Origin of the sequence: Pseudomonas sp. SCT (assembly GCF_003864275.1) — a bacterium.
GTDB lineage: Bacteria > Pseudomonadota > Gammaproteobacteria > Pseudomonadales > Pseudomonadaceae > Stutzerimonas > Stutzerimonas stutzeri_AE.
In genome coordinates this window covers 66,039-82,585 of record NZ_BDJA01000007.1, presented here as the reverse complement: position 1 = coordinate 82,585, position 16,547 = coordinate 66,039, and the positions used below count along the sequence as shown (strand labels likewise).

General features: G+C 66.2%; 16 protein-coding genes. 11 read left to right on the top strand and 5 right to left on the bottom strand.

What is annotated here, in order from left to right:
- On the bottom strand, positions 1-318 hold the full coding sequence (locus BHD08_RS17610) for an NAD(P) transhydrogenase subunit alpha (RefSeq protein ID WP_003284152.1): 318 nt from the start codon (positions 316-318) through the stop codon (positions 1-3).
- 13 nt (positions 319-331) lie between these two features.
- Positions 332-1,453, bottom strand: a complete 1,122-nt coding sequence (locus tag BHD08_RS17605; RefSeq protein ID WP_125023860.1) for a Re/Si-specific NAD(P)(+) transhydrogenase subunit alpha — start codon at positions 1,451-1,453, stop codon at positions 332-334.
- A gap of 521 nt (positions 1,454-1,974) precedes the next feature.
- Here BHD08_RS17605 and gspE point away from each other — a divergent pair.
- From gspE to BHD08_RS17560, 9 genes are all read left to right on the top strand, one after another.
- Complete coding sequence (gene gspE / locus BHD08_RS17600) at positions 1,975-3,489, top strand: type II secretion system ATPase GspE (RefSeq protein WP_125023858.1); 1,515 nt, start codon at positions 1,975-1,977, stop codon at positions 3,487-3,489.
- Positions 3,490-3,645: 156 nt separating this feature from the next.
- Complete coding sequence (xcpS, locus tag BHD08_RS17595; protein WP_125023856.1) at positions 3,646-4,860, top strand: GspF family T2SS innner membrane protein variant XcpS; 1,215 nt, start codon at positions 3,646-3,648, stop codon at positions 4,858-4,860.
- The gene (gene gspG, locus BHD08_RS17590) at positions 4,860-5,300 is read left to right on the top strand and encodes a type II secretion system major pseudopilin GspG (RefSeq protein WP_015278829.1); all 441 of its coding nucleotides are present in this window, start codon (positions 4,860-4,862) and stop codon (positions 5,298-5,300) included. Before xcpS ends, gspG begins: the two co-directional genes overlap by 1 nt.
- A gap of 3 nt (positions 5,301-5,303) precedes the next feature.
- Entirely contained in the window at positions 5,304-5,873 is a 570-nt protein-coding gene (gene gspH, locus BHD08_RS17585) for a type II secretion system minor pseudopilin GspH (RefSeq protein ID WP_125023853.1), read from the top strand.
- A complete protein-coding gene (gene gspI, locus BHD08_RS17580) occupies positions 5,870-6,289 on the top strand; it encodes a type II secretion system minor pseudopilin GspI (protein ID WP_125023851.1) in 420 nt (139 codons plus the stop codon). Before gspH ends, gspI begins: the two co-directional genes overlap by 4 nt.
- Positions 6,286-6,999, top strand: a complete 714-nt coding sequence (gene gspJ, locus BHD08_RS17575; RefSeq protein WP_125023849.1) for a type II secretion system minor pseudopilin GspJ — start codon at positions 6,286-6,288, stop codon at positions 6,997-6,999. The genes gspI and gspJ overlap by 4 nt, the downstream gene beginning before the upstream one ends.
- On the top strand, positions 6,996-7,985 hold the full coding sequence (gene gspK, locus BHD08_RS17570; RefSeq protein WP_125023847.1) for a type II secretion system minor pseudopilin GspK: 990 nt from the start codon (positions 6,996-6,998) through the stop codon (positions 7,983-7,985). The genes gspJ and gspK overlap by 4 nt, the downstream gene beginning before the upstream one ends.
- A 3-nt stretch (positions 7,986-7,988) precedes the next feature.
- Positions 7,989-9,122 carry a type II secretion system protein GspL gene (gspL, locus tag BHD08_RS17565; protein ID WP_125023845.1) on the top strand — a complete coding sequence of 378 codons (1,134 nt, stop codon included), beginning with the start codon at positions 7,989-7,991 and terminating at the stop codon, positions 9,120-9,122.
- Positions 9,122-9,637, top strand: coding sequence for a type II secretion system protein M (locus BHD08_RS17560; protein ID WP_041756827.1), 516 nt, complete (start codon positions 9,122-9,124; stop codon positions 9,635-9,637). The genes gspL and BHD08_RS17560 overlap by 1 nt, the downstream gene beginning before the upstream one ends.
- Positions 9,638-9,703: 66 nt before the next feature.
- Here BHD08_RS17560 and BHD08_RS17555 read toward each other — a convergent pair whose 3' ends face one another.
- The 3 genes from BHD08_RS17555 to BHD08_RS17545 all read right to left on the bottom strand — a co-directional run bounded on the left by BHD08_RS17555 (position 9,704) and on the right by BHD08_RS17545 (position 14,179).
- On the bottom strand, positions 9,704-11,107 hold the full coding sequence (locus BHD08_RS17555) for an aminoacyl-tRNA deacylase and HDOD domain-containing protein (RefSeq protein ID WP_125023843.1): 1,404 nt from the start codon (positions 11,105-11,107) through the stop codon (positions 9,704-9,706).
- A gap of 74 nt (positions 11,108-11,181) precedes the next feature.
- On the bottom strand, positions 11,182-13,254 hold the full coding sequence (recG, locus tag BHD08_RS17550; protein WP_125023841.1) for an ATP-dependent DNA helicase RecG: 2,073 nt from the start codon (positions 13,252-13,254) through the stop codon (positions 11,182-11,184).
- Positions 13,255-13,258: 4 nt separating this feature from the next.
- Positions 13,259-14,179: a hydrogen peroxide-inducible genes activator gene (locus BHD08_RS17545; protein ID WP_015278820.1), complete on the bottom strand. Its 921-nt coding sequence runs from the start codon at positions 14,177-14,179 to the stop codon at positions 13,259-13,261.
- Between the two features lie 134 nt (positions 14,180-14,313).
- Here BHD08_RS17545 and BHD08_RS17540 point away from each other — a divergent pair, with 134 nt between their 5' ends.
- Positions 14,314-15,174: an NAD-dependent epimerase/dehydratase family protein gene (locus BHD08_RS17540; protein ID WP_125023839.1), complete on the top strand. Its 861-nt coding sequence runs from the start codon at positions 14,314-14,316 to the stop codon at positions 15,172-15,174.
- 148 nt (positions 15,175-15,322) lie between these two features.
- Entirely contained in the window at positions 15,323-16,495 is a 1,173-nt protein-coding gene (locus tag BHD08_RS17535) for a zinc-dependent alcohol dehydrogenase (protein WP_015278818.1), read from the top strand.
- Positions 16,496-16,547: the final 52 nt, after the last annotated feature.

Sequence of the window (16,547 nt, the reverse complement as noted above, 5' to 3'; positions counted from 1 at the left end):
TTACTTGCCCTCCGCCTTGGCCGCGCTGCGGTCCTTCTTCTTGAACATTTCCAGCATGCGACGGGTGACCAGGAAGCCCCCGAACACGTTGACCGCGGCCAGCGCCACGGCGAGGGTGCCCATCGCCTTGCCCAGCGGGGTGACGGTGAGCGCGGCGGCCAGCATGGCGCCGACGATGACGATCGCCGAGATCGCGTTGGTAACCGCCATCAGCGGGGTGTGCAGGGCCGGGGTGACGTTCCAGACCACGTGGTAGCCGACGTAGATCGCCAGCACGAAGATGATCAGGTTGTAGATGCCGTCTGAAATCAGATCCATGTTCGCGTCTCCCTTAACCGTTGGTCCGCACGACCTGGCCGTCGCGGCACATCAGGCACGCGGCGACGATGTCGTCTTCGAGGTTGAGCTGGAACTGGCCGTCCTTGTCGGTGACCAGTTTGAGGAAATCCAGCAGGTTGCGGGCGTACAGCGCCGAGGCGTCCGCCGGCACCAGCGTCGCCAGGTTGGCGTGGCCGACGATGGTCACGCCGTGGCGCACCACCACCTGATCGATCTCGGTGAGCGGGCAGTTGCCGCCATGGCCGGCCGCCAGGTCGACGATCACCGAGCCGGGCTTCATCTGCTCGACGGTGGCTTCCTGCAGCAGCGTCGGCGCGTTGCGGCCAGGGATCAGCGCGGTGGTGATGACGATGTCCGACTGCAGCGCGCGCTCGTGCACCGCCTGCGCCTGACGCGCCATCCACGAAGCGGGCATCGGCCGCGCATAGCCACCGACGCCTTCGGCGCATTCGCGCTCCTCGTCGGTCTCCAGCGGCACGTCGACGAACTTGGCGCCGAGCGATTCGATCTGCTCCTTCACCGCCGGACGCACGTCCGAAGCCTCGACCACCGCACCCAGGCGCTTGGCCGTGGCGATGGCCTGCAGCCCGGCGACACCGGCACCGAGGATCAGCACGCGCGCGGCCTTCACGGTACCGGCGGCGGTCATCAGCATCGGCATGAAGCGCGGGTAGTGATGGGCGCCGACCAGCACCGCCTTGTAGCCGGCGATGTTGGCCTGCGACGACAGCACGTCCAGGCTCTGCGCGCGGGAAGTACGCGGCGCGGCCTCCAGCGCGAAGGCGGTGATGCCGCGGGCAGCCATGCGCGCAATGCAGGCATTGTCGAACGGGTTGAGCATGCCCAGCAGCACGCTGCCCGACTGCATCTGCGCCAGTTCGGCATCGTCCGGCGCATTGACCTTCAGCACCAGCTCAGCGGCGAACGCCGCGGCGGCATCGCCGATGGTTGCGCCGACCGCTTCATAGGCGCTGTCCGGCACGCTGGAAAGCAACCCGGCGCCGCTTTGCAGCGTCACCCGGTGCCCTTGGCCGATCAGTTTCTTGACGGTTTCCGGGGTCGCGGCGACGCGCGTTTCCCCGGAGTGGGTTTCGAGAGGAACACCGATGTGCATTGTTGTTGTTCTCCTGCGTGATCATGACCGGTGCTGCGGCGAGCCGCGCACCGACGTGCTTTTCACCCGCCCGCTGCTCTGGCGGACGGGGTATGGAACAGGTGAAGCCAGCCGGGCGATGCGCAAAAACGGATCGCCCGGCGCGGCATTCTGCAAGCCTTGAAAAAATCAAACAACTGTTTCAATCAAACGATTGTATTTGACGCGCCGGTCGCAGGATGACTGCCTGTTTTCCGCGCTTCGCTGCAGATTGCGTCCTGTTTGGCTCTGCGTACGTCCAAGTCGTCCGCGCCAGGCACACGACACGGCCGCATCATGAATGACGCGCCATTGACGGGGTATTCGTCAGCGGTGCCAAGCGCCTCCGACCTTGGTGTCGGGTTAAGTCGATATGCAGGAAAAACGCGCGCACGTTGAAATGTCATCCAATCCTTGTAGTCCAACTAGGCTGGTTGGACCCGATTGGAGTGTTTCGAACGCAGTGACGTCGGGTCGCTGCGTATCGCTGGTGGAGCTGCACGATGCCCGAACTCGATGTAAACGAAGTCACCATGCTGCTCGAACAGCCGGCCCAGCGCCGTCTGCCGTTCGCCTTTGCCCGCCGCCACGGCGTTATCCTGCTGGAGCGGGGCAGCGAGCTGCGTCTGGGCCTGCGCGAAGGTGCCGCGCTGACTGCGGTGCAGGAGGCGCAGCGGGTGGTCGGTATGCGCCTGCCGATGCAATGGCTGCCGCAGGCGGACTTCGAGCAGGCGCTTGGCGCGGCCTATCAGCACGATTCCTCGGCGGCGATGCTGATGGTCGAGGGGCTGGGCAACGACCTCGACCTGGCCAGCCTGGCCGACCAGATTCAGGAAACCGAGGACCTGCTGGAGCAGGAGGACGACGCGCCGATCATCCGCCTGATCAACGCCATTCTCGGCGAGGCGATCGCCGAGAACGCCTCGGATATCCATATCGAAACCTTCGAGAAGCGCCTGGTGATCCGCTTTCGCGTCGATGGCATCCTCCGTGAAGTGGTGCAGCCCAAGCGCGAGCTGGCGGCGCTGCTGGTTTCGCGGATCAAGGTCATGGCCAAGCTGGATATCGCCGAGAAGCGCATCCCGCAGGACGGGCGCATCTCGCTGCGGGTCGGCGGGCGTGAGGTCGACATCCGCGTTTCGACTTTGCCTTCGGCCAATGGCGAGCGGGTGGTGTTGCGTCTGCTCGACAAGCAGGCCGGGCGCCTTACCCTGCGTCACCTGGGCATGAACGAGCAGGACCGCGACCACCTGGAACAGGCGGTGAAGAAGCCCCACGGCATCATTCTGGTCACCGGCCCTACCGGCTCAGGCAAGACCACCACGCTATATGCCGCGCTGACCACGCTCAATGACCGCACGCGCAATATCCTCACCGTCGAGGACCCCATCGAATACCACCTCGAAGGCATCGGCCAGACGCAGGTCAACACCAAGGTCGACATGACGTTCGCCCGCGGCCTGCGCGCCATCCTGCGCCAGGACCCCGACGTGGTGATGGTCGGCGAGATCCGCGATCAGGAAACCGCCGACATGGCCGTGCAGGCCTCGTTGACCGGCCACTTGGTGCTCTCCACGCTGCACACCAACAGCGCCATCGGCGCCGTCACGCGCCTGGTCGACATGGGTGTCGAGCCGTTCCTGATTTCCTCCTCGCTGCTCGGTGTGCTGGCCCAGCGCCTCGTGCGGGTGCTGTGCAATGACTGCAAACGTGCCTACGTCGCCGATGCCGCCGAGTGCGCGCTGCTCGGTGTGAGCCCGGACAACGCACCCACGCTGTATCACGCCGAAGGCTGCGAGCAGTGTCGCGGGCTCGGTTACCGCGGGCGTACCGGCATCTACGAATTGGTGCTGTTCGACGATGCCTTGCGCACCATGGTGCACACCCGCGCCAGCGAGCAGGACATGCTGCGCCACGCGCGGGTGCTGGGGCCGAGCATCCGCGACGACGGCCTGCGCAAGGTGCGCGAAGGCGTGACCACCATCGAGGAAGTGCTGCGGGTGACGCGTGAGGAGTGAGGGGATGAGGTTGTTTCAGGCTCGCCTGGCGAGGTATCTGCGGGGCGGCAGGTGGTGCGTCATGGCGCCATTCGCGGCCAACGCCACTTCCATGCACCCAAGCAGGCCAGATGGGAGCGGCCGTGACCGCGAATCGCCCGTGTTGGAGATCGCCTGATGGCTGCCTTCGAATACCTTGCCCTCGACCCCCGCGGCCGTGAGCAGAAAGGCCTGATCGAGGCCGACAGCCCGCGTCAGGCGCGCCAGCTGCTGCGCGAGAAGCAGTGGGCACCGCTGGAGGTGAAGCAGGCCAAGTCCAAGGAAGACGTCAGCCGCGGCGGCCTGAGTTTCGGTCGCGGCCTGTCGGCGCGCGACCTGGCCTTGGTCACCCGCCAGCTGGCGACGCTGGTGCAGGCCGCGCTGCCGATCGAGGAAGCCCTGCGCGCGGCAGCGGCACAGTCCACCTCGGCGAAGATCAAATCGATGCTGCTGGCAGTGCGCGCGCGGGTGATGGAAGGCCACAGCCTGGCCGCGGCGCTGCGCGAATATCCATCGGCATTTCCCGAGCTGTATCGCGCCACGGTGGCGGCCGGCGAGCACGCCGGGCATCTCGGGCTGGTGCTCGACCAGCTGGCCGACTACACCGACCAGCGTCAGCAGTCGCGGCAGAAAATTCAGCTGGCGCTGCTCTATCCGGTGATCCTGATGGTCGCCTCGCTGGCCATCGTCGTGCTGCTGCTGGGCTACGTGGTGCCGGACGTGGTCAAGGTCTTCGTCAACACCGGCCAGGAGCTGCCGGCGCTGACCCGCGGTTTGATTGCCACCAGTGACGTGGTGAAGAACTGGGGCTGGCTGATCGTGCTCGGCATCATCGCCGGCGTGCTGGCCATGCGTGCGGCATTGCGCGATCCGGCGCTGCGCCTGCGTTGGCACGCGTTCATCCTGCGGATACCGCTGATCGGTCGGCTGAGCCGGGCGACCAACACCGCGCGCTTCGCCTCGACCCTGGCGATCCTGACCAAGAGCGGCGTACCGCTGGTGGAGGCGTTGTCCATCGCTGCCGCGGTGATCGCCAACCTGCGCATTCGCGAACGGGTGGTCGAGGCCGCGCAGAAGGTGCGCGAGGGCAGCAGCCTGACCCGCGCACTCGACGCCACCGGCGAATTTCCGCCGATGATGCTGCACATGATCGCCAGCGGCGAGAAATCCGGTGAACTGGATCAGATGCTGGCGCGAACCGCACGCAATCAGGAGAACGACCTCGCTGCCCAGGTGTCTTTGCTGGTCGGTCTGTTCGAACCGTTCATGCTGGTGTTCATGGGGGCTGTGGTGCTGGTCATCGTGCTGGCGATCCTGATGCCGATCCTCTCTCTCAACCAACTGGTGGGGTAATGACAATGAAGTTGCAACGACGCACGCAAGGGGGCTTCACCCTCATCGAAATCATGGTGGTGGTGGTCATCCTCGGCATCCTTGCCGCGCTGGTGGTGCCGCAGGTGATGAGCCGGCCGGATCAGGCCAAGGTCACCGTGGCCAAAGGCGACATCAAGGCCATCGGCGCCGCGCTGGATATGTACAAGCTGGACAACTTCACCTACCCCAGCACCCAGCAGGGCCTGGATGCGCTGGTGAAAAAGCCTTCCGGCAATCCGCAACCGAAGAACTGGAACCGCGACGGCTACCTCAAGCGCCTGCCCAAGGACCCATGGGGTAACGACTACCAGTACCTGTCGCCAGGTACCCAGGGCCAGTTCGACCTGTACTCCTTCGGCGCCGACGGCAAGCCCGGCGGCAGCGACCTCAACGCCGATATCGGTAACTGGGACCTGTAATCGATGCGGCAGCGCGCCCGCGCCTTCACGCTGATCGAGCTGCTGGTGGTCATCGTCCTGCTGGGCATTCTGGTCAGCGTGGCGGTGCTCAGCGTCGGCGGTTCGAGCACCTCGCGCGAGCTGCGTGACGAGGCGCGGCGCCTGGCGGCGCTGATCGGCGTGCTCAGCGATGAGGCGGTGCTCGACAGTCGCGAATACGGCCTGCTGGTCAACAGCGAGGGCTATCGCGTACTGCGCTACGACGAGGCGGCCACACGCTGGCTGGAAGTCGAGCGACGCAAGGTGCACAAGGTGCCGGAGTGGATGCGCCTGGATCTGGAACTGGACGGCACGCCGCTGGAACTGCTGGCCCCAACCCAGCGCGAAGACGACCGCGCCGGGCTGTCCCGCGATGATGAGCGCACGGCACGGCGGGCACCGCGACTGGAACCGCAACTGCTGATCCTTTCCAGCGGCGAGCTATCGCCATTCAACCTGCGCCTGTCCGAACGTAAGCCGCGCGGCGGTGCCTGGCTGATCGCCAGCGACGGTTTTCGTCTGCCTGAGGCGCAAGTCATCGAGGACAAGCGATGAGCAGACACTTGCCCAGGGTCGGCCGTGGCTTCACCCTGCTCGAAGTGCTGGTGGCATTGGCGATCTTCGCCAGCGTGTCGGCCGTGGTGCTTACCGCTGCCGGACGAAGTCTGACCAACGCAGGGCGTTTGGAAGAACTGACCCTGGCCGGCTGGATCGCCGACAACCGCATCAGCGAACTGCAGTTGCAGCAGACGCCGCCTGCCATCGGCCGCGAAACCCAGGAGCTGGATTACGGCAGCCGCAAGTGGCAAACGCTCAGCGAAATCGAGGCCAGCGCCGACCCTGGCCTGCTGCGCGTCACCGTCTGGGTCGCGCTGCAGACGCCGCGCGCGCGCAGCGGCCCCTTGTCAGAGCGTGCGGTGACCAGCCTCACCGGCTTCATTGCGGTCGGCCCGGGAGTGGCGCGCCAATGAACGCCCACGCGCGCACCAGCGCCGGTTTTACCTTGCTCGAGCTGCTGATTGCCATCGCCCTGTTCGCGCTGCTTGGCCTGGGTACCTACCGCATGCTCGAGGCGGTGTTGCAAAGCGACGAGGCCGTGCGCGCGCAGGAGCAGCAACTGCGGGAGCTCAGCCGTGCGGTGTGGGCCTTCGAGCGCGACCTGCAACAGGTAGTCGGACGGCCGATTCGCGACGGCTTCGGCGACGAGCGCAATGCCTTCATCGGCCAGCTCGGCGGCGACGACGGCGCGCCGGTGCTGGAATTGACCCGTGCCGGCTGGCGCAACCCCACCGGACTGCGCCGCGCCAATCTGCAGCGGGTGCGCTGGCGGCTGGCCGGGCAGAATCTCGAACGTGTCTACTGGGTGGTGCTCGACCGCGATCTCGACAGCGAGCCGCGGGTGCAGCGGGTGCTGGAGAACGTGCAGGGCCTGCAGTTGCGCTATCTGGACGAGGAAGCCGTGTGGCACGAGGAATGGCCGCCATTCGATTTCGGCCGCGGCAGCCCGGAAGACGCTGCCGAGCGCTTGCCGGTCGGGCTGGAACTGAGCATCGAACATGCCCGCTACGGTCGAGTTACGCGCGTGCTGCGGCTGCCGGATGCCGCCGAGCAGACGACGCAGCAGGCATTGCCCGGCGCCGAAGGCGTGCCCGAGCCGTTCGAAGGGGAGCTGCCGCAATGAAGCGTCAGCGCGGCGTTGCCCTGATTACCGTGCTGCTGGTGGTGGCCATCGTCACCGTGGTCAGCGCGGCGATGGTCGCGCGTCAGCAGCTCAGCATCCGTGCCAGCAGCAACCAGCTTCAGGCGCGCCAGGCCTGGCATTACGCGCTGGGCGGCGAGGCGCTGGCGCAGGCCATCCTCGCTCGCGATCTGCGGACCGGCGCGACTGGCGAGCCGGGCGCCAGTGGTGAGGCCGCGGCGGTCGATCATCTGCTCGAACCCTGGGCGCAGCCGCTGCCGGCGTTCGAGATCGATCAGGGCGAAATCCTGGTGCGTATCGAGGATCTGGCCGGGCGCTTCAATCTCAACGACCTGCTCCGCGACCAGCAGCCCAATACTGCAGCGGTCGAGCAGTTTCGCCGCCTCTTGCTGCGCCTGCAGATCAGCGCGCCCTACGCCGAGCGCTTGGTCGACTGGCTAGATCCCGACCAGCAGCCGAGTGGCGAATTCGGCGCCGAAGACAACGCCTATCTTGCGCTGGACCCGCCTTACCGCAATGCCGGGCGTCGGCTGCATGATTTGTCCGAGCTGCGCCTGCTGCTGGACATGCGCGAGGAGGATTTCCAGCGACTGGCGCCCTATGTCGCTGCGTTGCCGCCTAACGTGCCGCTGAACGTGAACACGGCCAGCGCGATGGTGCTGTCCAGCTTGAGCGACAACCTCAACCTCGGTGCGGCCGAGTCGCTGGTGGAGCTGCGCCGCGTCGCACCGTTTCGCAACAGCGCGGCCTTCCTCGCGCAGCCGGCCATGGCCGGGACTACGCTGCAGGGCACTGCGTTGGCGGTTGGCAGTCAATTCTTCCAGGCCACCAGCGAAGTGCGTCTGGGCGATCGCCGGTTGGCGCTGGTCAGCCTGTTGCAACGCGAGCAGGACGGCAGCGTGCGCGTGCTCGCGCGAAATCTTGGCCAGCCTGCTCGGCTGGCCCGCTCATCCGATGGAGAACGCTAGATCATGGATTGCCTGTTTCTGCCCGCCGACAGCCCTGCCACGCTCGATGGCGCTACGCGTGTCTATTGGCTGCCCAAGGACGGCCCTGGCCGCTGGCAGCCCCTGGCCGACTGCGGCGGTGGCAGCGGCGCGATCAGCCTGATTCTGCCGGCCGAAGTCTGCAGCTTCTTCGCGATCAGCCTGCCCACCCGCAAGGCGCGCTGGATGCAGCAGGCGCTGGCCTACGCCGCCGAGGAGCTGCTTGCCGAAAACGTCGATGATCTGCATCTGGCGTTGGGCGAAACGCTGCCCGATGGCCGCCAGCGCGTCGTGGCGATCCGTCGCCAGCTGCTGGCCGGCTGGCTGGAGCAGCATCGTGAGCTGGGTCTGCTGATCGTGGCGATCCATGTCGATGCCGACCTGCTGCCGCGCGAGGACACGCAGCTACTGTTCGTCGGCGAGCGTGGCCTGCTTGGTGGCATCGGTGAAACGCGAATGGCCTTCGCAAGCGAAGACTGGCCACAGCTCTCCGCCTTTTGCCCGGTGCCCTGGCATGCGCAGGGCGATGCGGCCGAACCGCCGGCAGTGGTGGAGGGTTATCGACAGGTGGAGGACCCCTACACCTTTCTAGTCAGCCAGCGCGCGGCGGCGATCAACCTTGCCCAGGGTGACTTCGCCGTGGAGGTCGGCAACACCGGCCTCGGTTACTGGAAACCACTGTTTGCGGTCGCCGGGCTGATTCTGCTGGTGCAGCTGGGTTTCAACCTGAGCCAGGCCTGGTATTTCCAGCGTCAGGGCGATGCCTATGCCGACGCCAGCCTGGCGCTGTACCGTGAGCTGTTCCCCGAGGACATCCGCATCGTCAATATGCGCGCGCAGTTCGATGATCACCTGGCCCGCGGCAGCGGTGGTCAGGCGGGCTTCCTGCGTCTGCTCGATCATGCCGCCGCAGCGCTGGAAGATGGTATTCCGGTGACTATCGGCCAGCTCGACTACAACCAGGATCGCGGTGATCTGGCGCTGCAGGTACAGGCGATGGACTTTGCCACGCTGGAAACCCTGCGCCGGCGTCTGGGTGAAGCGGGGCAGAGCGTGCAGCTGGGCTCGGCCAGTCGTGAAGGCGACGGCGTCAGTGCGCGCGTGGTGATCGGAGGCTGATGATGAATCTCAAGCAACAACTGGCCGTGCGCCTCGCCGATTCACCACTGTGGCAGCGCTGGCAACGGCTGGCCCCACGCGAGCGCACCTCGCTGAGCCTGCTTGGCGCGTTTCTGCTTGCGGTGCTGTTCTACCTCTGGCTGTGGCTGCCGGCCCAGCGCCAGGCCGCCGACGCTCGCGAGTACTACCAGGCGCAGCGCGAGCTGCACGCTTACATGGAGCAGAACACCGAACTGGCGCGGCAGATGGAGCGCAGCAATCAGGTCGAATTGGCACCGGAGCAGCTGCAGGGCGTGATCACCGAAAGCGCGCAGCAGGGCAATCTGTCGATCGAGAGTTTCGACAACGGCAGCGACGGTAGCCTGCAGGTGAGCCTTCCCGGGGCCTCTTATGCGCTGCTGCTGCGCTGGTTCGACGCGCTGCAGGGCCAGGGCGTGAGCGTTACCGAAGTCAGCCTGGAACGCGCCGGAGAAGGGTTGGTGAATGCGCGGGTGAGCTTTCGCGCCAGCACTTGAGGGTGCCTGAGTCCGGGGCTGCCGCCGGGCCTGCAGCCTTTGGCGCAGACCCGACGGCATCGGTCGTCAATGTGGTGTATTGAACTGCATCGCCAGCGCACGTAGCGCAGCTTCGGCGGCAAGCACCTTGGCCACGGCATCGTTGGCTTTTTCGCGGGTAATACCCAAGCGATCGAACAGTTCCTGCGGTACTTCGGCATCCGGCCCGCTGCCGATACCGCGGTTGCGCAGCATGCGCACCGCCAGGCAGACCAGGTTCGGATAGGCCGCATCCTCGCCGTCGTAGCCCGGGTCGTTCTGGAAGCGCAGGGCGGCGGCCAGTTCCTCGGGCATGCCCCACAGACGCATCAGCCAGGCACCGATCTGCTCACGGGTGATGCCCAGCAGATGCTGCTCGACATGGCTGTGCGACAGGTGCGGGTTGGCTTCCAGATGCCGACAGATCAGCGAGAAATGTGGCGGAAAGACGTGCGCCAGCACCAGATAGCCGAAGTTGTGCAGCAGGCCGGCGAGGTAGCTCAGGCCGGGCTCCGGGCGCTGTTCACGGGGAATCGCGCGGGTCAGCCCCTCGATCACCGCCGCGGTATAGATCGCCTGCTGCCAGTAGGGCGTGGCGTCCTGCGGTTTGTCGTTGGGCAGGCTGATGGTCTTGCCCAGTGCCAGACCGAGGGCGAGGTTGATCACCAGATCGAAGCCCAGCACGCGGACGATGGCGTCCTCTACCGAGCGGATACGCCCGGGCGCCGCGTAGTACGGCGAAGCCGCCCAGCTGATCACCTGTGCGGCCAGGGCGGGGTCGGTTTCCACCACACCGGTGATGTCGTCGACCGTGGCTTCGGGGTTGACCCGCAGCTTGATGATCTTCTGCGCTGTGTGCGGCAGCGGCGGGATTTCGATGGTTTCTTCCAGGCGCTTCTGGATGCGCCGCGCGGTGAAGCTCTGCACCGCCTGGGTAATTTCCGCACGGTCATCGTTCGGGCGGTTCAGATTGGGCCGGATAGTGTTCAGCGGCACGGCGAAGCTGCCTGCCGTGGCTTTGCTCAGCATGCGCTTGAACTCGCCACCGGCGACTTCCACCAATAGCCCCGGCTGGCCGGATTCCACCAGCAGGCGCGGTTGCTGCAGCAGCTGCTCTTCGTACAGGCAGGGCGAACTGGTCAATGGCGGCAGGCCGGGCAGTCGAGTCAGCTCGTGCTTGGCGAGCATGCGCGCCAGTCGTTCTGGTTTCACTGCAGCCAGTTCGCGACCGGTGAGTTCGGCCAATCGCGCCAGGTCGAGCAGATGATCCTGTGGGAAGAGCACCAGCATGGCGCCGATGCTGTCGTCCAGCAGCACCGCCTGGACCCGTTGTGCGGCCGGGAAATTGGGGCGATCGCGCTGAATCTGGTAACTCACACCGAGGTCTTTCAACAGCTTGGTGATCAGCAGGGGCAGTTCGGAGCAGCTTTCGGTGTCGACAGCAGTATTCATGAGCGGACCTGTTGTGGTGACCTGCCGAGTATAGCGAAGCCGCCGGGCGCGGGCGTTGCGGCGACGGATGGTTGTCAGACCTGGCCGTATTCCTGGCCATGACGCAGCCAGCGTTCGAGCAGCGGGCTGACATGTTGCGGCCAGCGCGCCAGCAGCTCCTGCGCAGCGTCGCGCACCGCCGGCAGCAGCTCGGCGTCGCGCATCAGGTCGGCGACCTTGAATTGCAAGAGACCGGTCTGGCGGGTGCCGAGCATCTCGCCGGGGCCGCGCAGTTCCAGGTCCTTTTCGGCAATCAGGAAGCCGTCGCAGGTCTCGCGCATGATCGCCAGCCGCTCGCGGCCCAGTTGCGACAGCGGCGGATGGTACAGCAGCACGCAATGACTTGCCGCACTGCCACGGCCGACCCGTCCGCGCAGCTGGTGCAGCTGCGCCAGGCCCAGCCGTTCCGGGTTCTCGATGATCATCAGGCTGGCATTGGGCACGTCCACGCCCACCTCGATGACGGTGGTGGCGACCAGCAGCTGCAATTCGCCGCGCTTGAACTGCTCCATCACCGCGGCCTTCTCGGCCGGCTTCATGCGCCCGTGGATCAGCCCGACGCGCAAGCCGACCAGCGCAGCCGAAAGATCCTCGAAGGTGGTTTCCGCGGCCTGGCAGGTCAGTTCCTCGGATTCCTCGATCAACGTGCACACCCAGTAGGCCTGGCGCCCCTCGTTGCAGGCGATGCGTACCCGTTCGATCACTTCCAGGCGGCGGCTGTCGGCGATCACCAGGGTGTTCACCGGGGTGCGCCCCGGTGGCAGCTCGTCGAGGATCGAGGTATCGAGATCGGCGTAGGCGCTCATCGCCAGGGTCCGCGGGATCGGCGTGGCGGTCATGATCAGCTGATGCGGGCAGAGTCGACCGTCGATGCCCTTCTGCCGCAGCGCCAGACGCTGCTGCACGCCGAAGCGGTGCTGCTCGTCGATGATCACCAGCGCCAGGCGCTTGAACACCACTTCGTCCTGGAACAGCGCATGGGTGCCGACCACCATCGGGCAGCCGCCGGCGATCTGCTCCAGCGATGCGGCGCGCGCCTTGCCCTTGAGCTTGCCGGCCAGCCAGGCGACCTCGATACCGAGCGGTTCGAGCCACTTGCTGAAGTTGAGAAAGTGCTGCTCGGCGAGGATCTCGGTCGGCGCCATCAGCGCCACCTGGTAGCCGGCTTCCAGCGCCTGCAGCGCCGCAAGGGCGGCAACCACCGTCTTGCCGGCGCCCACGTCGCCCTGCACCAGGCGCAGCATGGGCTCGTCCTGGGCCAGGTCATAGGCGATCTCGGCGCCGACGCGCTGCTGCGCACCGGTGGGAGCGAAGCCGAGGTTGGCGAGAAATTGCTGCGGCAGTCGCCGCGCCGGTGGCAGTGAAGGCGCCTGCTGGGCGCGAACCCGTTCGCGCAGGCGCTGCAGCGACAGCTGATGGGTCAGCAGTTCCTCGAAGGCCAGGCGATGCTGCGCCCAGTGGCGGCCTTCGGCGAGTTCTTCCAGATTGGCGTCGGCCGGTGGCCGGTGCAGGTAGCGCAACGCCTGGTCCAGCGGGCCGAGCCGATAATCACGGGCCAGTTCGGCGGGCAGCCAGTCCGGCAGGCTGTGCGGCCCGAGACGGCTCAGCGCCTGTTCACTGAGGTTGCGCAGGCGCTGCTGGGTCAGGCCTTCGGTGGTCGGGTAGATCGGCGTCAGGGTCTGTTCCACCGGCGCCGGCTCGCCGGTCAGTGCGCGGTATTCCGGGTGGTAGATCTCCAGCCCCGAGGCCCCGGGGCGCGCCTCGCCGTAGCAGCGCAGCTGGGTGCCGCGCTTCATGGCTTCCTTCTGCGCCTGGCTGAAGTGGTAGAAGCGCAGGCTCAGCGTGCCGCTGCCATCCTGCAGGCGCACCAGCAGGCTGCGGCGGCGACCCATGACGATATCGGCGCCGGATACGACGCCTTCGATCACCGCGTCCTGTCCCGGTCGCAGTGCACCAATCGGCACCACGCGGGTGCGGTCCTGGTAGCGCAGCGGCAGGTGGAAGAGCACGTCCTGCAGGGTTTCCAGGCCGACCCTGGCGAGCTTCTCGGCCAGTGCGGCGCCGACGCCCTTGAGTGCGGTGACCGGAACGGTCGCCAGTTCGCTCATGGCCTCAGGATTTCGCCGCCGTCGGTTTGCCTACCGAGCACAGGCGAATCGAGTCGGCGAGGATCTCGATGGCCTTGGGCCGCGGGAAGCTGGCGCGCCAGGCGATCGCCACGGTACGGAACGGTACCGGCGGCGTCAGCGGGCGGATTTCCAGCACGCCGGGGGAGTAGTGGTGGCTCTCCACCGCCGACAGCGGCAGGATCGATACGCCCAGCCCCGAGGCGACCATGTGGCGGATGGTTTCCAGCGAGCTGGATTCGACCGTGGTGTGGCTCGGTGCTTCGCCCTTGCGGGTGGTCGGGCAGGCTTCGAGCACCTGATCGCGGAAGCAGTGGCCTTCGCCGAGCAGCAGCAGGCTCTTGTCGTTGAGCATCTCGGCGTCGATGGTTTCCTTGGCAGTCCACGGATGGTCGGCCGGCATCAGCACGTAGAAGGGCTCGTCGTAGAGCGGCTTGGTCAGCACGTCGGCTTCCTGGAACGGCAGCGCGACGATGATCGCGTCCAGCTCGCCGGTGCGCAGCTTGTCGCGCAGGATGTGGGTGAAGTTCTCTTCGATGTACAGCGGCATGTCCGGCGCCACGCGATGCAGCTGCGGAATCAGGTGCGGGAACATGTAAGGGCCGACGGTGTAGATGGCGCCGACCTTGAGTGGTGCGGCGAGCTGATTCTTGCCGACCTGGGCCAGCTCGCGGATGCTCTGCGCCTGCTCCAGCACTTTCTGCGCCTGGGTCACGATGCCTTCGCCGACTGGGGTCAGGCGCACCGCGCTCTTGGTGCGTTCGAAGATCAGTACGCCGAGCTCGTCCTCGAGCTTTTTCACGCCGACCGAGAGGGTCGGCTGGCTGACATGACAGCGTTCGGCGGCACGGCCGAAGTGCTGTTCCTGGGCAAGCGTGACGATGTAGCGCAGTTCGGTCAGAGTCATAGTCAGCATCCATCAAAGTGCCTGCAAGCATAGCCTTTTGCGCAGCGCAGAACCAACCAGTCGGCCGTGGTGTGAAAGTCGGTACACTCCAGCACATACGGCCCGCGTAGCGGGTGCAACTTAGGGAGCAGAACATGGGCAAGCGCCTGAGCGTATTGATCGCAGGTTGCGGCGACCTTGGCAGTCGTCTCGGCCTGCAAATGAGTCGTGCCGGCTGGACCGTCTATGGCCTGCGGCGCAACGCCGCCGAGCTGCCGGTGCCGATCCTGCCGATCAAGGGTGACCTTGCCGATGCGGCCTGTCCGCGCAGCTGGCCCAACGGCGGACTGGACTATCTGGTCTATGCCGCCTCTGCCACCGAGCATGATGAGGCTGGCTACCGCCAGGCCTATGTCGAAGGATTGCGCAATGTACTCGGCTGGCTGCAGCAGCATGGTCAGCAGCCTCGACGCGTGCTGTTCGTCTCCAGCACCGGCGTGTACGCCCAGCGCGACGGCGAATGGATCGACGAGGCCTCGGCCACCGAGCCTGGCGGTTTCACCGGACAGGTGATGCTCGAGGCCGAACAGCTCGCCCTGGGCTGTGGCGTACCGGCCACCTGTGTGCGCATGGGTGGCCTCTACGACCCAACGCGGCCCTGGCTGCAGAACCAGGTGCGTGCCGGCTTGCGCGTCGAGCGTGATCCGCCGCAGTACAGCAATCGCATTCATCGCGACGATGCCGCCGCGCTGCTGGCCTTTCTGCTGCAGGCCGACGCCAGCGGCGTTGCGCTCGAATCGTGCTACCTCGGGGTCGACGACGATCCGGCGCCGCTGCATGAAGTCGTCGACTGGCTGCGCGAACAGCTGGGTATCACCCACTGGGCCGAGCAGAGCATGACTCGCCGCGCCGGCAGCAAGCGCTGCAGCAATGCCCGCGCCCGCGCGCTGGGCTGGAAACCCAGGTTTCCCAGCTATCGCGACGGCTACGCCTCGCTGGGTCGCAATCGGCATTAGTGCAGCCCGTCGGTAAACGGCAACTCTGCTGCGGCGCTGCTTACTAAATCCCTGACAGCACGCCGCACCGGCCACAGAGGAGCTACAGCGAGGCAGCAAAGGAGAATCACCGAGACGGCGTTTCCGAAACCCGACCAGGAGATTGTCCATGAGAGCCCTCCGCTGGCACGGCAAGCACGACATCCGTTGCGACAACCACGTCCCCGATCCCTCCATCGAAGACCCGCGCGACGCCATCATCAAGGTGTCGTCCTGCGCCATCTGCGGCTCCGACCTGCACCTGTATGACGGCTTCATGCCCGGCATGCAGCATGGCGACATCATGGGCCACGAGTTCATGGGCGAGGTGATGGAGGTTGGCTCGGCGAACAAGAAGCTCAAGGTCGGCGACCGCGTGGTGGTGCCCTTCACCATCGTCTGCGGCGAGTGCGACCAGTGCCGGCGCGGCAACTTCTCGGTGTGCGAGCGCACCAATCGCAACAAGGACATCGCCGACAAGGTGTTCGGCCACACCACTGCCGGTCTTTACGGCTACACCCACCTCACCGGCGGCTATGCCGGCGGCCAGGCCGAGTACGTGCGCGTGCCCTATGCCGATGTCGGGCCGGTGGTGATTCCCAATGGCCTGACCGATGAGCAGGTGCTGTTCCTCGGCGACATCCTGCCCACCGGCTGGCAGGCCGCGGCGCAATGCGACATCCAGCCCACCGACACGGTGGCGATATGGGGCGCGGGGCCGGTTGGCCAGTTCGCCATCCGCAGCGCGGTGATGATGGGCGCCGAGCAGGTCATCTGCATCGACAACGTGCCCGAGCGGCTGTCGATGGCCCGCGCTGGCGGCGCCATCACCATCAACTTCGATGAAGAGAGCGTACTCGAGCGGCTCAAGGAGCTGACCCGTGGCAAGGGGCCGGAGAAATGCATCGACTCGGTGGGCATGGAGGCGCACGCGGCCCGCTCGATCGATTCGATGTACGACCGCGCCAAGCAGGCGCTGATGCTCGAGAGCGATCGGCCGCACGTGCTGCGCGAGATGATCTACGTCTGCCGCCCGGCCGGGATCATCTCGATTCCCGGCGTCTACGGCGGGCTGATCGACAAGATCCCGTTTGGCGCGGCGATGAACAAGGGCCTGACCTTCCGCATGGGCCAGACCCACGTCAACCGCTGGACCGATGACCTGCTCAGGCGCATCCAGGAAGGCGAGATCGATCCGAGCTTCGTCATCACCCACAGCGTCAGCCTCGAGCAGGGTCCGGAGATGTACAAGACTTTCCGCGACAAGCATGACGGCTGCATCAAGGTGGTCCTCAAGCCATGAACCGGTCGCCGATCCCTAAAGTAGGGATTGGCCGAGCCAAGCTATCGAGCGA

Excerpts from the sequence above, each read along its gene's own strand:
- gspK (WP_125023847.1), top strand. The coding sequence starts at position 6,996 with ATGAAGCGTCAGCGCGGCGTTGCCCTGATTACCGTGCTGCTGGTGGTG.
- BHD08_RS17540 (WP_125023839.1), top strand. The coding sequence starts at position 14,314 with ATGGGCAAGCGCCTGAGCGTATTGATCGCAGGTTGCGGCGACCTTGGC.
- gspJ (WP_125023849.1), top strand. The coding sequence starts at position 6,286 with ATGAACGCCCACGCGCGCACCAGCGCCGGTTTTACCTTGCTCGAGCTG.
- gspH (WP_125023853.1), top strand. The coding sequence starts at position 5,304 with ATGCGGCAGCGCGCCCGCGCCTTCACGCTGATCGAGCTGCTGGTGGTC.
- BHD08_RS17555 (WP_125023843.1), bottom strand. The coding sequence starts at position 11,107 with ATGAATACTGCTGTCGACACCGAAAGCTGCTCCGAACTGCCCCTGCTG.
- gspG (WP_015278829.1), top strand. The coding sequence starts at position 4,860 with ATGACAATGAAGTTGCAACGACGCACGCAAGGGGGCTTCACCCTCATC.
- BHD08_RS17610 (WP_003284152.1), bottom strand. The coding sequence starts at position 318 with ATGGATCTGATTTCAGACGGCATCTACAACCTGATCATCTTCGTGCTG.
- gspI (WP_125023851.1), top strand. The coding sequence starts at position 5,870 with ATGAGCAGACACTTGCCCAGGGTCGGCCGTGGCTTCACCCTGCTCGAA.
- xcpS (WP_125023856.1), top strand. The coding sequence starts at position 3,646 with ATGGCTGCCTTCGAATACCTTGCCCTCGACCCCCGCGGCCGTGAGCAG.
- BHD08_RS17545 (WP_015278820.1), bottom strand. The coding sequence starts at position 14,179 with ATGACTCTGACCGAACTGCGCTACATCGTCACGCTTGCCCAGGAACAG.
- BHD08_RS17605 (WP_125023860.1), bottom strand. The coding sequence starts at position 1,453 with ATGCACATCGGTGTTCCTCTCGAAACCCACTCCGGGGAAACGCGCGTC.
- recG (WP_125023841.1), bottom strand. The coding sequence starts at position 13,254 with ATGAGCGAACTGGCGACCGTTCCGGTCACCGCACTCAAGGGCGTCGGC.
- BHD08_RS17535 (WP_015278818.1), top strand. The coding sequence starts at position 15,323 with ATGAGAGCCCTCCGCTGGCACGGCAAGCACGACATCCGTTGCGACAAC.
- BHD08_RS17560 (WP_041756827.1), top strand. The coding sequence starts at position 9,122 with ATGATGAATCTCAAGCAACAACTGGCCGTGCGCCTCGCCGATTCACCA.
- gspL (WP_125023845.1), top strand. The coding sequence starts at position 7,989 with ATGGATTGCCTGTTTCTGCCCGCCGACAGCCCTGCCACGCTCGATGGC.
- gspE (WP_125023858.1), top strand. The coding sequence starts at position 1,975 with ATGCCCGAACTCGATGTAAACGAAGTCACCATGCTGCTCGAACAGCCG.